The following is a 16,203-nucleotide window of genomic DNA, read 5'->3' on the forward strand; positions in this document are numbered from 1 at the left end:
ATGAAAATTGAAGCAGTTATTTTTGATTGGGCAGGTACGACGGTTGATTACGGATGCTTTGCACCACTAGAAGTATTCATGAAGATTTTTCATAAACGCGGCGTTGAAATTACAGCAGAAGAAGCACGTAAGCCAATGGGATTATTAAAAATAGATCATGTAAGGGCACTAACAGAAATGCCTCGTATTGCGGATGAGTGGAAGCGTGTCTTTGGTCACTTACCAACAGAAGCAGACATTCATGAGATGTATGAAGAGTTTGAAGAAATTCTCTTTTCTATTTTGCCAAATTATGCTAAGCCGATTGATGGGGTAAAAGAAGTAATCGCTTCTTTACGTAAGAGAGGCATTAAAATCGGTTCAACAACTGGTTATACGAGAGAAATGATGGATATTGTAGCAAAGGAAGCAGCGTTACAAGGATATAAACCTGATTTTCTTGTTACGCCAGATGATGTTCCAGCAGGCCGCCCATACCCATGGATGTGCTATAAAAATGCAATGGAACTTGGTGTGTATCCGATGAACCATATGATAAAAGTAGGGGACACAGTATCAGATATGAAAGAAGGTAGAAATGCTGGAATGTGGACAGTTGGTGTAATTCTTGGAAGTAGTGAGCTCGGTTTAACGGAAGAGGAAGTGGAGAGTATGGATTCGGTAGAGCTTCGTGAAAAAATAGAAATAGTTCGTAATCGGTTTGTTGAAAATGGGGCTCATTTTACGATTGAAACGATGCAGGAGCTCGAAAACGTAATGGAACATATCGAGAAACAAGAACTTATTATTTCATAAAAGGGGTACGGGATCATGAATGAAAATCACTACTTATTATTAACACCAGGACCATTAACGACAACAAAATCAGTAAAAGAAGTTATGCTATACGATTGGTGTACGTGGGATGTTGAATATAATACGATGGTGCAAGAAGTAAGAGCTAAACTTGTATCGTTAGCGACGAAGGAAGAAGAGAAATATACAACAGTGTTAATGCAAGGAAGCGGTACGTTTTCAGTTGAAGCAGTAATTGGTTCTGTTATTCCGGCAAATGGGAAGCTTCTCGTTTGTACAAATGGTGCGTACGGTAAGCGCATTGTACAAATGGCAGAGATGTTACAGATTGATGTAGTGGTCAGCCAAACAGAAGAGTGGGAACCTACTAATATTGTAGAAGTAGAAAAGTTATTGGAAGAAGATAAAGATATTACGCATATTGCAGTTGTTCATTGTGAAACAACGACAGGCATTATAAATCCAATTGTAGATGTATGTAAATTAGGAAAGCAGTATGGAAAGGTTACAATTGTTGATGCGATGAGTAGTTTCGGCGGGATTGAAATAGACATTGCTGATTTACAAATTGATTTTTTAATTAGTAGTGCGAATAAGTGTATTCAAGGGGTTCCTGGATTCGGATTTGTAATCGCAAAACGTGATGAATTATTGAAGTGTAAAGGGCAAGGACGCTCTTTATCTCTTGATTTATATGATCAATGGGAAACGATGGAAAAACAAAATGGGAAATGGCGTTTTACTTCACCTACACATGTTGTACATGCTTTTTATCAAGCACTACTTGAACTAGAAAAAGAGGGTGGAGTAAGAGCGCGTTACAATCGATATTACAACAATCAAAAACTACTAGTGAATAGAATGGGAGAAATCGGATTTAAGCCACTAGTAGATGAGAAATATCAATCTCCTATTATTACATCTTTCATTTATCCAAAAGGGGAGTTCGAGTTTCAACAGTTATATAACGAATTAAAATGCTATGGATTTGTTATTTACCCTGGGAAAATTTCGAAAGTAGATACGTTCCGGATTGGAAATATAGGTGATGTACATGAAGAAGATATTAATCGCTTAGTTGATAGTATTGCTAAAGGAGCTGTTATTGGGTGAAAGTATTTTGTTTAGGTGGAGCAGGTAAAATTTGTCGTGAAGCTATTTTGGATTTAGTTCAATTTTCATCTTTTGAGACGATTACTGTAGCCGATTTTAACGAGGAAGAGGGCTGTAAAGTAGTAGAATGGCTCAACGATCCTCGTGTTGATTTTGTAAAAGTAGATGTAACGAATCACGAGGATACGGTTGCAAAAATGAAAGGTTACGACATTGTAATGGACGGTACGACGATAAAGCTAAACGGATTGTCGACTCGCTGTATTGCAGAAGCAGGCTGCCACGGTGTGAACCTAAATGGATTTGGTGAAGAAAATGAATCGCATGCTATATTTGTTCAAAATGAAAAAACATGTTTGCCTGGGTTTGGCATGACGCCAGGTGTAACGCAAATGATGGCAATGCATGCAGCAAATCAACTGGATACTGTAGAGTCTGTCCGCGTAAGTCACGGTTCGTATCGTCCGATTGCTTTTTCTGCTTCAATTACAGAGACAACGACATATGAATATGATCCAGATTTACCATCGCGTACAGTGTATGAAGATGGTGAATTTAAACAAGTACTTCCGTTTGCGCGTCCGAGAGAAATAGAATTGCCAGCGCCTTATGGTAAGGAAACGCAGTATATCATTCCGCATTCTGAAACGATTACGTTAGCAAAGGCACTAGAAAATAAAGGTGTCAAACTGATAGAGACGAGAGGGACTTGGCCGAAGCAAAATATGCAACTTGTACGTGCTTTATATGATTACGGCATATTGCGTAATGATCAGATTGAAATAAACGGGAAAGAAATAGGCATTATGGATTGTATTTCGCAGTATTTATTGCAATCGAAAGAAGGACAAGAAACAGAGCTTTATGGTTATGCACTTCATGTAGAAGTAATAGGTATGAAAAATAATGAGAAGCAAAGACATGTGTTATATCATACACATCCGTTATCTGATGGTTCTGTTGTAGGATGGGAAAAATTAAGGGCGTATACGAGAAACGTCGGTATTCCATTTGGGATTGCTGCAGAGTTAATTGCAACTGGAAATGTAAATAGGGTGGGTGTTGTTACGCCTGAAGAAGCTTTTGAAAATCCACAATTAATTTTTGATGAACTAGCAAAGCGCGGTATTCATATTCATGAAGAAGTTTCTACTTACAAAGAAAATTATAACTTTGTATAAGCAAGGAAGCTTATGAGGGAGATATAAATGAGGTGAATCTATGTCTGTAGTAGGAGAAGAAAGAAAGCGAACCATTCTTGAAAAGGTAGAATTTAAAGGAAAAGTAAAGGTTTCAGAATTAGCGAGAGAATTTGCTGTATCAACAGAAACGATTCGTCGATATTTAGAAGAATTAGATCGTGAAAAGAAGCTGAAAAAAGTGTATGGTGGAGCTGTTCAACTTCCAGGCGCTGGGGTAGAGGCGCCAATGTTAGAAAGAGAAATGCTACATATAGAAGAGAAGAAAAGAATTGGTTATAAAGCAGCGACATTTGTAGAAGATGGTGATGTCATTGCAATTGATGATGGAAGTACACCGCTTCAAATGGTTCCATACCTTGTTCATCGTAAAAACTTAACGATTGTAACAAGTTCATTTCCAGTCGCAACACAATTAATTTCTTCTATTAATAAAAAGATGTTTCACGGTGAAGTTTTATTTATAGGTGGAAAAGTATCTCCAAAGCATTCGCGTGTATCAGGGTCTATTTCTCAGCAAGTAATACAGCAATTCCATTTTCATAAAGCGTTCGTTTCGATTGATGGGTTATTACCTAGCTTTGGAGTTTCCAGCTTTGAATTAGAGAAAGCGAAATTGTCAGAGGCGATGATGAAATTAGCTGAGAAAACATATATTTTATGTGATCATACGAAGGTAGGCGTGAAAGGGAATTATCGTATAGCAGCATTTTCACGTATTCAACATGTAATTTGTGATAAAAAAATGCCATATAGTTTTGAAGAAGAACTTATGAAGCATAATATTCAGTGGACAGTTTGTTAAATAAAGTGAAAGTACCTAAACTCCCGCCTAATTTTTAGGAGGGAGTTTTATTGTCTGCAAATCGTAAAATAAAAGATTTGCATTTATGCAAAAAGTGGACACATTTTCTCATCTCTTTCATATAATTTACCAATACAAAAAAAGTTGGTCGAAGGAAAGAAGGGAGAACATGTCAGAACGAATATATAATAAACTTGTATTGTACGCGAATATTTTGCAAAAAATTGGTGTCATCAATGAGAAGGAAAAAAGTGAAATTCTTCATACGATAGGTAAAAAAGCCCTTTGAATAAAGGGCTTTTTATTTTTATCTTTAAAAATATAAATTTAATGTAATATTCTCATTGACAATGATAATGATATTCATTATCATTTATTTGTAGGTAATTGATAAGGGTTATCAATTATAAAAATTGTATATGATAGGGGATATTATTTTGAAAAAAAATTATATGAAGGCGCTAGTAGTAGCGACAACATTAGCAATTCCATTTGCTACGTATTCTACTCCAGCATTAGCGGCATTAAAAGTTGAAGCAAATCAATCGGTAGCAGCAGCGAGTGATCGCACGTATGATACTGAAATTAAAATATATAAGGACCAAAAAGACGAGCCATCTATGGTTTCTCAATATATAAAAGATCCTAAAGTAACGATTGCAGCTGGTAAAAAAATTGTCACTGTAACAATGCAAGATAGCGATTATTTTCAATATCTTAGAATAGAAGATAGAAACCAGCCTGGTGTATTTCATGATGTGAAGGTTTTGTCAGAAGATAAGAGGAAGAACGGAACGAAAGTAGTCCAATTTGAAATTGGCGAGTTTGAGAAGAAGCACAATATGCAAATGCATATACTTATTCCAGCTATTGGATATGATCACAAATATCAAGTTCAATTTGAAATTAAAGATCCAACTGTAGGTAACAAAGAAACAGAGAAACCAGATGATAACTCTAATTCAGGCAATACGGAAACGGATAATCCAGTTGATAATCAAAATATGATAACAGATAACAAATTAAGAGAACTTGTGAATAAAAAAGTATTTAATAGAAAAGATTTAAATACACCAATTACGAAAGAAGAGTTATTACAAGTAAAGGATTTATTTTTAAATACAAATGAGATACTTGATTATAGTGCATTAAAATATATGCCAAATTTAAAATCTTTAACAGTTGCGAATGCGAAGATAAAAGACCCGTCGTTCTTTGCGAACTTAAAGCAATTAAATCATTTAGCTTTGCGTGGTAATGAATTTGCAGATGTAACGCCACTTGTTAAGATGGATAATTTAGAATCTCTTGATTTAAGTAATAATAAAATTACAAACGTTACACCACTAACTGAAATGAAAAATGTAAAAAGTTTATATCTATCAGGCAACCAAATAGAAGATGTAACAGCATTAGCGAAAATGGAACAACTAGATTACTTGAATTTAGCAAATAATAAAATTACGAACGTTGCTCCATTAAGCGCTTTGAAAAATGTAACATACTTAACTTTAGCAGGTAATCAAATTGAAGATATTAAAGCGTTATATTCATTACCTTTAACAGATTTAGTATTAACACGTAATAAAGTTAAAGATTTATCCGGCATTGAGCAAATGAAGCAATTAGAAGAATTGTGGATCGGGAAAAATGAAATAAAAGATGTTACTCCTCTAAGTAAGATGACACAGTTAAAACAATTACACTTACCTAACAATGAGTTAAAGGATATTACGCCATTATCAAGTCTAGTAAACTTACAAAAGCTTGATTTAGAAGCGAATTATATTTCAGACTTATCACCAGTGAGCAATTTGAAAAAATTAGTATTTCTAAGTTTTGTTGCAAATGAAATCCGTGATGTCCGACCAGTTATAGAACTAAGTAAGACGGCTTATATTAATGTCCAAAATCAAAAAGTATTTTTAGAGGAAACAGAAGTAAATAAAGAAGTAAAAGTACCTATATATGAAAAAGATGGTGAGGTTTCTACGAAAATCCGTCTGAAGAGCGATAACGGTACGTATAGTAATGGTGTAGTGAAATGGAGTACACCGGGTGAGAAAGTATATGAATTTGGTGTGAAAGATCCATTCGCGGATACAGGAATCTTCTTTACAGGATCTGTTATTCAAAATGTAGTAGAAAGTAAAGACGGTAATACATCTAAAGAAGATGAGAAAACAGAAGTGATAGAATTTAAAGATGTACCAAAAGGACATTGGTCAGAAGAAGCAATTAATTACTTAGCGAAAGAAAAGTTATTTATAGGCTATGGAAATGGTGAATTTGGATTTGGGGATAACATTACTCGTGGACAAGTAGCACTTCTAATACAAAGGTACTTAAAATTAGAAAATAATCTAAAACCAAAAACGACATTTACAGATACGAAAGGAAATATGTATGAAACGGCTATTGATGCAGTAGTTCAAGCTGGGATTATGACAGGGTATGGAAATGATACATTCCGTCCAGATGGAGTATTAACTCGATATGAAATGTCAGTAGTACTACAAAGAGTATTTCAGTTAAAAGAAAATGAAAATAGTGCAGAGAACTTTAAAGATATACCAAATGGCCATTGGGCGAAAGGATATGTGAAAGCTTTAGTAGATAATAAAATATCAAAAGGTGACGGGGAAGGGAACTTTTTAGGAGATAATTTCGTAACACGTGAACAATACGCACAGTTTTTATATAATGCAATAAAGAAATAAAGTGAAACTTTAATCAGTGGGGGTCTTACTGTCCCGGTAAATAGCGGGATAAAAAATGAGGAAAATACGCTATTCTTTAATTAAAGAATAGCGTATTTTTTTATGTGCAAAATGAAATAGATAGGAGTATAGACATATGAATAGCCTATTTTAAAGAAGAACCACGAAACTATATTGACAAAAAAGCGTTCTCATGTGATAATTCAATTAAATTTTTAGAATAATCAAAAAATATTCCTTTTACATAGAAAGGATTCGAACCTTATATGAATATTATGCCGGGGGTGACGAAATGTTATTTTTTCTGAAGAAATGGAATGAATTAAAAGATGTGAAATCTGAATTAGCACTTCGTGATTGGTTTTATGGTACCAAAATTAGTTTATCGCTATGTACGTCAAAAGAGCCGTTAACATTCTTAGTAAATGTTGAGGGAAGAGATAAAGGGCTATTTTCGGAAGAAGATTTTATTGTCGTAAATTGCATGTGCGAGTCAGTATTTGAAAATGAAGAAAAACCAGCTGCAGAGTCATTTATGCATGCAGATATTTATAAAAAAAGTAGTGCAGGATGTATTTTACAAGTGCAGACTGTAGATAGTCATTTAATATCAGAGTTATATGGAGAAGAAGGAGAAGTAACGTTCGATAAACGCAGTGTGGAGCGTGTTTTCGGAAAAGAAGGTATAACAGAAATGACAATTCCAATTGTAGAAGATGAAAAAAAATTCGCTGATTTATTAGAAAGTAATGTTCCGAATTTCATTGAAGGTGGAGGAGTAGTTCTTGTTCATAATTATGGCATGATTGTGTGGGGGAAAACGCCAGAAGAATCGAAAAAATGGCTAGAGGGTATAGAATATTTAATGAACTATCATGTAAAGTTATTAATGATTAAGGGCGCAAGGAGCTCTGTTATATAAAAATGTATGTGATATGGATACAAGTTAATAAATAAATGAAAGCGTTTTAAAAATAATTTCACTCATAAAATATAGGTCTCCTTATTATATATAGATTACATGTTGACATGTAAGGAGGAACATATTTTGCGAGTTAAATATCATTTTCTGCCAAAGCAGCAAGTAACATTTTGCAAAATAAATGATTCTGGTGAAGAGGCACTGCAAATGATGAACGAAACGGGATTTCGAGCCATCCCGGTATTAGCAGAAGATGAGAAGAAATTCACGGGGATTATTTATAAAGTAGATTTATTAGAAAAAAAATGCAATAGCGGATTAGATCATGTAAGTGCAGGAGATATGCTTGACAATTCCGATGCATTTATTTTTGAAAAGGATTCCTTCTTCAGAGCCTTTTATGTAATTCGTCGGCTTCCGTTTTTAGCCGTGCTAAATGATTATAATGAATTTGTCGGTATGTTAACGCATTCGAATATATTTGATGTTATTGAAGATTCATTTGGTATGCGAACAGGTGGTTATATATTAACAATTGCAACACAAGATTGTAAGGGGACGATTAAAGAGCTTGGGACATTGTTAAAAGCATATAATATCGGTGGTTTGTTTACACTCGATAACGGTGATCAATATATCCGTCGGGTTATTGTAAATATATCAGATGAGTTAGATGAAACAAGATTAAAGCAATTAATCGGAAAAATAGAGAAAAAAGGATTCAGAGTGAGTCATGTAGATTATATTTAAGTTAAAAAGAAAAGTACCTATCTGTTATATACAGATAGGTACTTTTTTGTCCCGTTATTTGTGGGCGGTAAGATCCCCACCTCAAAATTCAGTGAAAGCAATGGGGGGCTTCCCGTAAAAGCCCGATTGGTGAGGGCTGGTTATATGTGAGTAATGAACTTTATTTTGAAACAGGAGGCGGGGATAATACTAGATCAGATAAAAAAATAAAGTCTGCATGCTCACGAATTTTAGGGATAGAAGTTTCAATAACGCGTGATGTAATTTCACCTGGGGGGCCCACATGCCCGATAGCTACCATAATAGGCTTTTCTTGAATTTTTTTGATGAGTAATTGGGCTTGTTTTGAAATATGTCCTGCTGTATACACATCATCAAAAAATAGTTGGTTTTCAATAATAGGAACTCCTAATTCTTTTCCTATTTTTGGGGCGACACTATTAGGATTCGTTTTACTATCTAAGTAAAATAAACCGTGTTTTTTACAAGCAGCAAGTATAAGGCGAACAATTCTTTCATCTGCTGTTACTTTTGACCCCATATGATTGTTCATTCCAATTGCATGCGGAACTTCTTGAATTGCTTGTTCAAGTCGGTTGTTTATTTCTTCATCGCTTAAATCGGTTGTAATGGCTTTTGGTCCAAGCCATTCTTTTTTACCTTTAATAGGTTCCATTGGCATATGTATAATAACTTCATGACCTTTTTTATGGGCAGCTATTGCATCTTCTTTTGTGGAAGGAAGAAAAGGCATAACAGCAACAGTTAGTGGAATTGGAAGTGACAACATTTGATTAGTCCCCTTCATATTATTGCCGAAATCATCAATGACAATAGCAACTTTATTCGTATGAGCAGTTGCTTGAATAGGAAATAAGAAGGACGGTAAAAACAAAACAATGATGAATAATGCAATCGTATATTTTCGCATATAAATATTTCCTTTCTCTTGTTATCCCGCTATTTGTGGGTAGTAAGACTCCCACCTCAACATTGGGCTGGATAGGTGGGAGATTCACTGTCAATAAACGCTCGATTGGTGAATGCTAATAATCAGTGGGGCTGAACAAAAAACACTGATGAAAGTTTCACTTTATCAATCATCATTATGTTTTGCTTTTTTATATAAATTAAACAAAAAATGTCGAAGAAAAGTAGGTGGAAAATTAAGAATCCCCGGTTTACGTAGAATTTGTAAAAAAAGAAGATGAAAAAAATGTCTATTATTGCGAATGTATTTACAAAGATAGAATAATTTGTAATAATTCTCAAAGTGAGGGTAAAGATTTGTAAATTACAGGGAGAAAATGTTAAATTTTCTGATTCTTCAAATTTGCATATGATTAAGTAGTTAAAAAAGTCAATGGAGAAGTGAACTTGAGAGCATGGAAGTATAATAAGGGGGATATGGATGTTTACTGTAAAAAGGAAGTACACATTAGAAAAGCTTTCACGTGATATTCATATGAAACGTGAAGAAATGATTCAACTAGGATTAACAAGTGGGCTAAATAGTAAGGAGACAATTCAAGTTAGTCAAGAATTGGACAAGCTTATTTTACAATATCAGTGTTATAAAGAAAAACAAACACCGAAATGGTTTTCAATTATAAAAATACCTATTTTCCAAATCGGGTATGAAGGAAAATCAAATAATTTTTGGCGAATGCTTGTCGCTGGTTTTATGAAATAAGTATAATTACCCTTATAGGATAAGGATAATTATACTATGTGTAACGGAATTTCGATATGAACTGTCGTTCCTTCGTTTTCTGTACTGTCAATAAAAATATGCCCATTATACATCTCTACAATTCGTTTACATATGACAAGTCCAAGACCTGTTCCAGTATCTTTATTAGTAAAGAACGGATGAAAGAGGTGTTTTTGAATATGTTGTGGAATCCCTTTCCCAGTATCTATAATCTGCAATTGTGCATGTGTTTCATTGTTTTTTACTACAATGGTTAGTGTATCATTAGAAGTCATAGCCTCAATTGCATTTTTTGTAATGTTTAAAACCACTTGTTTCATATGGTCTTTCGAACAACGGATATGAACAGGATGGTCTGGCAAATGTAAATGGAATACAATGTTATGTAAATTCGCCTCAGATTGAATAATTAATGCTACCTCATTTAGAATTGTTCTTACATCATATGTTTGTTCGATGATGGCGGTTGGCTTTCCGAGAATAAGAAATTCACTTGCAATTTCATTGATTCGCTCTATTTCTTGTTCAATTACGGAAAAGTAGAACTGATCTTGTTCATCTTTATATTTCTCTTTTAATAGAGCGACGAGTCCTTTAATTCCAGTAAGAGGATTACGGATTTCGTGTGCTGTACTTGCTGCAAAAGTTCCAACTAATTCAATTTTCTGTAGTTCGTTTTGTTGTCTTTCAAGTTTTGTTTGACGTTTTAACAACATATATTGAGCAAGTAAAAATAAAATAGATATTAAAAATAAAGTAGCGATACACTCTATTGCAACCCACTGGTATAAGGTTTTCTGATGAATAGGTAATGGAGAAACAGAGACCTTCCAATTTAATCTTTGGAGTGGGATAGTAAGCATATTAGAATGCGTATCACTTGTGTCGTTATTATCATCGGTTAGAAAAACTACATCATGTTTATCAGTTACCTCAAAATGGTATTGTGGTTTAATGGCATTTAAAGAAGATGAAATGTAATCAAAGCGTAAACTAGCTAATAATAATCCTGAGAGCTCTTTCTGTTTATTGAATATGGGGGTAGCAATCATAATAGCTTTATGTCCAAGAACGCGATCAGTAATGACTGATGATACAGTGGTTTTTTTAGTTTGTAGCACGTCTTGAATATATTTACGGTCTGAAACATCTATAGGCTTTGATTCATCTTCAGATGCGATTGTAATGACCCCTTCTGGTGTAGCGTAATATAAACCAGAAAAGCGTGCATCGTTCCCATCTGTATCATGTACAATTTGTTTAATGCCGTTTATATTACCAGTCTCGGTGCCTACAACTTTTGCAAGCATGTCTAAAGCAGAAATTGCTTCACCAAGATGATGATCTAAATAATCTCTATATAAAAAGAGAACTGTATGAGCGGATAATTTGTTTTCCTGTTTCATTTTATATGTATGATACGAATAAAATGTAGCACCAATCCCTATTGTCGGTAGGATAACAAGCAATATATATATAATTATGCTTTGGAATTTGACTTTCAAATGTGGTACTCCTTCTTTTTTTATTATCATTATATATAAACTATGTTAAAATTGTCATGTTTTTATTCAAGAATGATTCTTAATATATTAGGGGAGAGGAAATGGATGAGTGAATGCTCATTCGGAATTCACATGAAGTATGAAGTGGCATTTTCTTTTTATTGGTGAGAATTTAAGTGAAGGGTTGAAAGTTGTATGACATCAAATAATGAACGAGAAGATATTTCTCAATCTTTAAAAGTATTTATTGCATTATCTCGTGTACATCGTTCTGTTATGGATACTACAAATAAATCTATACAAAGTAACGGATTAAATCCAACTGAATTTGCTGTATTAGAACTGCTATATCATAAAGGCGGTCAACCACTCCAGCAAATTGGTGAGCGCATTTTAATAGCCAGTGGCAGCATTACATATGTTGTAGATAAGCTGGAGAAAAAGGGATTAGTAAAGAGAATCCCATGTCCGAATGACAGACGTGTTATTTACGCGCAATTAACTGAGTCTGGCGAGAGCTTTATTGCTTCTATTTTTCCGGGGCATGAGAAAGTTATACATCAGTCTTTTGAAATGTTAACGAAAGATGAAAAAGATGAATTACTTGATCTATTAAAAAAAATTGGGAAGTATGAAAAATAATAATATGTTCCAAAGGAGCTTTGGATAAATAAATCCAGGGCTTTTTTATTTGCAATGAACTCAGAGTAGTCACTGCCGAATTTTGTTGAAAATTAAGAGGGAATTCGAGAATACGTATTGAATTATAATAAAGGTATGTAATGGAGAGGAGGCTCGTTCATGTCATTTAAAGACTATGAATATAAACGCCCAAATATTGAAGAGTTAAAAGAGAAATTTACTATTGCTTTAGAGAAGTTTGATAACGCAAAAACTGTAGAAGAACAAAAACAAGTCATTCATTCAATTAATGAAATTCGCAACGATTTTGGTACAATGGGAAACCTTTGTTACATTCGCCATTCTGTTGATACGACGGATACTTTTTATAAGGAGGAGCAGGATTTCTTTGATGAATTCTCTCCAGTTGTACAAGGATATGGTACAAAATATTATAAGGCACTTATTAATTCTCCATTTCGTGAAGAATTAGAGGCGTATTATGGAAAACAATTATTTGCTCTAGCAGAATGTGATTTAAAAACATATTCAGATGAAGTCGTGAAAGATTTACAATTAGAAAATAAATTATCGTCGCAATATACACAGTTATTAGCATCTGCAAAAATTGACTTTGCTGGAGAAGAAAGAACGTTATCGCAATTGATTCCGTTTATGCAAGGAAAAGAAAGAAGCGAACGTAAAGCAGCAAGTGAAGCATACTACGGATTTTTAGCTGGAAATGAGGAAGAACTAGATCGTATTTATGATGAGCTTGTTAAAGTGAGAACGAAAATCGCAAAATCTTTAGGTTTCAAAACCTTTGTTGAACTTGGATATGCAAGAATGTACCGTACAGATTATAATGCGGAGATGGTGGCTAATTACCGTCAGCAAGTGCTGGATTATATCGTTCCCGTTACAACGGAATTAAGAAAGCGACAACAAGCACGTATCGGTGTAGAGAAGTTAGCTTATTACGACGAAAACTTTGAGTTTGCTACAGGTAACCCAACTCCAAAAGGAGATGCGGATTGGATTGTTGATCATGGAAAGACGATGTATAAAGAGTTATCGGCTGAAACAGATGAATTTTTCAATTTCATGCTAGATAACGATTTATTAGATTTAGTTGCGAAAAAAGGAAAAGCTGGTGGCGGATATTGTACATATATTGAGAATTATAAAGCGCCGTTTATTTTCTCAAACTTCAATGGAACATCTGGTGACATTGATGTATTAACACATGAAGCAGGTCATGCTTTCCAAGTATATGAAAGTCGTAAATTTGAAATTCCAGAATATAATTGGCCAACATATGAGGCATGTGAAATCCACTCTATGAGTATGGAATTCTTTACATGGCCATGGATGAAGCTATTCTTTGAAGAAGATGCAGATAAATATTACTTCTCTCACTTAAGTTCAGCACTTCTGTTTTTACCTTATGGTGTATCTGTTGATGAATATCAACATTATGTATATGAAAATCCTGAAGCATCACCTGAAGAGCGTAAGACAGCGTGGCGTAACATAGAGAAGAAATATTTACCGCATCGTGATTATGAGGATAATGATTATTTAGAGCGCGGTGGTTTTTGGCAACGTCAAGGGCATATTTATAGCTCACCTTTCTATTATATTGATTACACGCTTGCTCAAATTTGTGCGCTACAATTTTGGAAACGTGCAAGAGATAATAGACAAGGGGCATGGGAAGATTATGTGAATCTGTGCCAACAAGGTGGAAGTAAATCGTTCTTAGAATTAGTAGAAGTTGCAAATTTAACATCACCATTTGCTGAAGGCTGTGTGAAAAGTGTTATTACAGAAATTGAAGCATGGTTACATGCGATTGACGACACAAAATTGTAAAAAACATGCGCTTTTTTTCACATGTTTAACATCGACATAATGGGAAAATGATGAGATAATAAAAGAAAATTCAGAATACTAAAGAGGTGTTTCTAATAAGGAGCACCTCTTTTCACCAACAAAAAGGGGGGAAAGAAGTATGCTTCAATCTAATATGGATGTGAGTTTAGAAAGTTTAGTAAGCTCATTACAGTCTACTCGAAGCACGCTATTATCAGAAATTGAAATGTTAAATGATACAGAAGTGAATGTAAAGCCACGCCGTGATAAATGGAGTATTATTCAAATTTTACACCACTTGCATTTAGTTGAACAATCTGTCACGTCTGCCCTTGTATATGCTTTACAAAAAAATGAAAGAAACATGACTCCATTTAAAGACCTCCAACTTACGCTTGATCGCACACATAAACGAGAAGCTCCTCAGCAAATGCAACCAACAGAAACTTTAATGAAAAAACAGCAAGGAATTCAATTACTAGAACATTCACGACAAGAACTATTACATGCGCTTCATAGTGTTATAGATGAAAAAGATCTATTTGAAAATGGATTAAAGCATCCTGTTTTTAATGATCTGAATTTGTATCAATGGGTTCAATTTCTTGATTTGCATGAACAAAGACATCTTACGCAATTAAAAGAGGCGAAACATGCAATTTTGCAGCGCTAAAGTGGAAGAAGTGGGAAACCACTTCTTTTTTTGATACGTGCATAGTTTTCTTTCTTATTTTGGAATACTACATGGAGAAAGAAAAGAAGGAGTTGAAAAAATATGTCTAAGAAGAAGCGAGAAGAAGAGCGCGCCTGGAAAGCGCGTAAAGAAAATCAACAACCGCACGGAAAAGTGAAAGCTTTTGCTGAATTAGTTGAAGGAACAGAAAAAACGTGATGATTATTTCATCACGTTTTTTGTATGAGTGGAAAAGTTAATAAAAAGGTTGTACCGATTCCTTTTTCACTTATAATATCAATTTTTCCATTCATAGCTTGAACAACACTGAATACGACCATCATTCCAAGTCCAGTGCCTTTTTCTTTCGTTGAATAGAAAGGCGAGCCAAGACGTTTTACTTGTTCTGAATCCATACCGACTCCTGTATCTTTTATATATAACTGAATATGCTTATGATCAGGAACTAATGTGAAATAAAGATCACCGCCTTTTGGCATAGCCTCAATGCAATTTTTTAAAATATTTAATAAACATTGATTTAGTTTTTGCTTTTCTCCAGCGATAAAAAAAGAAGTGCTTTGCTTTATATAATGAGTACGTACATTTGTTAAATTAGCAAGCGGTGTAATTAACGACAATGCATGTAGTAATTCTTCTTCTAACTGTAATGTTTGTTCTTTTTCAATGCTTGGTTTAGCAAAGGTTAAATAATCTGTAAGAACATGATTTGCTTGTTCAATGCCGTTAATGGCAATGTCGATATATAATTTTCGTTCCTGCTCAGTGCATGTATCTGATTGTAACAGTTGTAAAAACCCTTTTGTTGAAGTTAATGGATTGCGAATTTCATGAGAGATAGACGCTGCCATTTCACCAATTAAATGAAATTTTTCAGCATTTATAAGTTCGTTTTGGAGACGAACTTGAGTTTGTAATATGTGTAGTAAATATAAAATTAGAATCGTACCAAGCATTGAACATAACTCATACACAATAATATGCGGTATATAATCAGTCTTATTTGTAACCTTTGAAAGGAAGAAGGGTATCCAACTAAATCCGTATGTGAGACTGTAGATAATAGCAAGTGTTATTTTTATACGATTAGAAGTTCGATTGAAAAATTTATATGTTAATAGTAGAACAATAAATAGAAGAACAGAACCGATAAGAGATGGGAAAACACCGATCCCACCTAATAATAAGCGATATATGTTTAATACAACTAAGATAGAACCACCAGCAATAGGCCCTCCCGTTAATGTACCGACAATTAATACAATATGGCGCATATCAAATTGAAAACCATTATTTGTTTTTGCTGCAAATGTAATACAGAGTACGGTAGCGAGGCAACAGAGTACAATGAATATAGCTGAATTTAATTTAGGAGAGCGTTTCCCTTTTTGATTCCAAAATAAATGATATACGAGCATTGTAATCAGGATGAATAATATATTTAAAAAGAGATAAATAATAAAGGATTTCAGTGGGATGCCTCCTCTCTT

The 16,203-nt window shown here is 34.1% G+C and carries 15 protein-coding genes; 12 read left to right on the top strand and 3 right to left on the bottom strand.

Features of this window, described 5'->3' with window-relative positions; translation table 11 throughout:
• The 7 genes from phnX (at position 1) to cbpA (ending at position 8,304) form a co-directional block, all read left to right on the top strand.
• Positions 1-795 carry a phosphonoacetaldehyde hydrolase gene (gene phnX / locus BM089_RS02195; protein WP_000687381.1) on the top strand — a complete coding sequence of 265 codons (795 nt, stop codon included), beginning with the start codon at positions 1-3 and terminating at the stop codon, positions 793-795.
• A gap of 15 nt (positions 796-810) precedes the next feature.
• Positions 811-1,908: a 2-aminoethylphosphonate--pyruvate transaminase gene (gene phnW / locus BM089_RS02200; protein WP_090975882.1), complete on the top strand. Its 1,098-nt coding sequence runs from the start codon at positions 811-813 to the stop codon at positions 1,906-1,908.
• Positions 1,905-3,089, top strand: coding sequence for a saccharopine dehydrogenase family protein (locus tag BM089_RS02205; protein WP_025118330.1), 1,185 nt, complete (start codon positions 1,905-1,907; stop codon positions 3,087-3,089). The genes phnW and BM089_RS02205 overlap by 4 nt, the downstream gene beginning before the upstream one ends.
• A 40-nt stretch (positions 3,090-3,129) precedes the next feature.
• Positions 3,130-3,912: a DeoR/GlpR family DNA-binding transcription regulator gene (locus BM089_RS02210; protein ID WP_000117666.1), complete on the top strand. Its 783-nt coding sequence runs from the start codon at positions 3,130-3,132 to the stop codon at positions 3,910-3,912.
• A 419-nt stretch (positions 3,913-4,331) separates the two neighbouring features.
• A complete protein-coding gene (locus BM089_RS02220; protein ID WP_090975884.1) occupies positions 4,332-6,632 on the top strand; it encodes an NEAT domain-containing leucine-rich repeat protein in 2,301 nt (766 codons plus the stop codon).
• A 292-nt stretch (positions 6,633-6,924) separates the two neighbouring features.
• Complete coding sequence (locus tag BM089_RS02225) at positions 6,925-7,554, top strand: class II aldolase/adducin family protein (protein ID WP_053564937.1); 630 nt, start codon at positions 6,925-6,927, stop codon at positions 7,552-7,554.
• Between the two features lie 126 nt (positions 7,555-7,680).
• Positions 7,681-8,304 carry a cyclic di-AMP binding protein CbpA gene (gene cbpA / locus BM089_RS02230; RefSeq protein ID WP_001264204.1) on the top strand — a complete coding sequence of 208 codons (624 nt, stop codon included), beginning with the start codon at positions 7,681-7,683 and terminating at the stop codon, positions 8,302-8,304.
• Between the two features lie 160 nt (positions 8,305-8,464).
• On the opposite strand, the gene BM089_RS02235 is transcribed toward cbpA, so the two are convergent.
• Complete coding sequence (locus BM089_RS02235; RefSeq protein WP_090975886.1) at positions 8,465-9,235, bottom strand: divergent polysaccharide deacetylase family protein; 771 nt, start codon at positions 9,233-9,235, stop codon at positions 8,465-8,467.
• A 480-nt stretch (positions 9,236-9,715) separates the two neighbouring features.
• On the opposite strand from BM089_RS02235, the gene BM089_RS02240 reads away from it, so the two are divergent.
• Positions 9,716-9,997, top strand: a complete 282-nt coding sequence (locus tag BM089_RS02240) for an aspartyl-phosphate phosphatase Spo0E family protein (RefSeq protein ID WP_000495527.1) — start codon at positions 9,716-9,718, stop codon at positions 9,995-9,997.
• A 29-nt stretch (positions 9,998-10,026) separates the two neighbouring features.
• Here BM089_RS02240 and BM089_RS02245 read toward each other — a convergent pair whose 3' ends face one another.
• Positions 10,027-11,523, bottom strand: coding sequence for a DUF3149 domain-containing protein (locus BM089_RS02245; protein ID WP_090975888.1), 1,497 nt, complete (start codon positions 11,521-11,523; stop codon positions 10,027-10,029).
• A 195-nt stretch (positions 11,524-11,718) separates the two neighbouring features.
• Here BM089_RS02245 and BM089_RS02250 point away from each other — a divergent pair, with 195 nt between their 5' ends.
• From BM089_RS02250 to BM089_RS31425, 4 genes are all read left to right on the top strand, one after another.
• Complete coding sequence (locus tag BM089_RS02250) at positions 11,719-12,165, top strand: MarR family winged helix-turn-helix transcriptional regulator (RefSeq protein ID WP_090975890.1); 447 nt, start codon at positions 11,719-11,721, stop codon at positions 12,163-12,165.
• Between the two features lie 159 nt (positions 12,166-12,324).
• Entirely contained in the window at positions 12,325-14,019 is a 1,695-nt protein-coding gene (locus BM089_RS02255) for a M3 family oligoendopeptidase (RefSeq protein WP_090975892.1), read from the top strand.
• A gap of 139 nt (positions 14,020-14,158) precedes the next feature.
• A complete protein-coding gene (locus BM089_RS02260) occupies positions 14,159-14,692 on the top strand; it encodes a DinB family protein (protein WP_000941977.1) in 534 nt (177 codons plus the stop codon).
• Positions 14,693-14,794: 102 nt separating this feature from the next.
• The gene (locus tag BM089_RS31425) at positions 14,795-14,911 is read left to right on the top strand and encodes a DUF6254 family protein (protein ID WP_000038355.1); all 117 of its coding nucleotides are present in this window, start codon (positions 14,795-14,797) and stop codon (positions 14,909-14,911) included.
• Between the two features lie 11 nt (positions 14,912-14,922).
• Here the strand turns inward: BM089_RS31425 and kinB are convergent, their stop codons facing one another.
• The gene (gene kinB, locus BM089_RS02270) at positions 14,923-16,131 is read right to left on the bottom strand and encodes a sporulation sensor histidine kinase KinB (RefSeq protein WP_000964151.1); all 1,209 of its coding nucleotides are present in this window, start codon (positions 16,129-16,131) and stop codon (positions 14,923-14,925) included.
• Between the last annotated feature and the right edge of the window lie 72 nt (positions 16,132-16,203).

The organism is Bacillus sp. 5mfcol3.1 (assembly GCF_900114335.1).
GTDB classification, from domain to species: Bacteria; Bacillota; Bacilli; order Bacillales; family Bacillaceae_G; genus Bacillus_A; species Bacillus_A thuringiensis_S.

Excerpts from the sequence above, each read along its gene's own strand:
- phnX (WP_000687381.1), top strand. The coding sequence starts at position 1 with ATGAAAATTGAAGCAGTTATTTTTGATTGGGCAGGTACGACGGTTGAT.
- phnW (WP_090975882.1), top strand. The coding sequence starts at position 811 with ATGAATGAAAATCACTACTTATTATTAACACCAGGACCATTAACGACA.
- BM089_RS02210 (WP_000117666.1), top strand. The coding sequence starts at position 3,130 with ATGTCTGTAGTAGGAGAAGAAAGAAAGCGAACCATTCTTGAAAAGGTA.
- BM089_RS02220 (WP_090975884.1), top strand. The coding sequence starts at position 4,332 with ATGATAGGGGATATTATTTTGAAAAAAAATTATATGAAGGCGCTAGTA.
- BM089_RS02225 (WP_053564937.1), top strand. The coding sequence starts at position 6,925 with ATGTTATTTTTTCTGAAGAAATGGAATGAATTAAAAGATGTGAAATCT.
- BM089_RS02235 (WP_090975886.1), bottom strand. The coding sequence starts at position 9,235 with ATGCGAAAATATACGATTGCATTATTCATCATTGTTTTGTTTTTACCG.
- BM089_RS02240 (WP_000495527.1), top strand. The coding sequence starts at position 9,716 with ATGTTTACTGTAAAAAGGAAGTACACATTAGAAAAGCTTTCACGTGAT.
- BM089_RS02250 (WP_090975890.1), top strand. The coding sequence starts at position 11,719 with ATGACATCAAATAATGAACGAGAAGATATTTCTCAATCTTTAAAAGTA.
- BM089_RS02255 (WP_090975892.1), top strand. The coding sequence starts at position 12,325 with ATGTCATTTAAAGACTATGAATATAAACGCCCAAATATTGAAGAGTTA.
- BM089_RS02260 (WP_000941977.1), top strand. The coding sequence starts at position 14,159 with ATGCTTCAATCTAATATGGATGTGAGTTTAGAAAGTTTAGTAAGCTCA.
- BM089_RS31425 (WP_000038355.1), top strand. The coding sequence starts at position 14,795 with ATGTCTAAGAAGAAGCGAGAAGAAGAGCGCGCCTGGAAAGCGCGTAAA.
- kinB (WP_000964151.1), bottom strand. The coding sequence starts at position 16,131 with ATGCTCGTATATCATTTATTTTGGAATCAAAAAGGGAAACGCTCTCCT.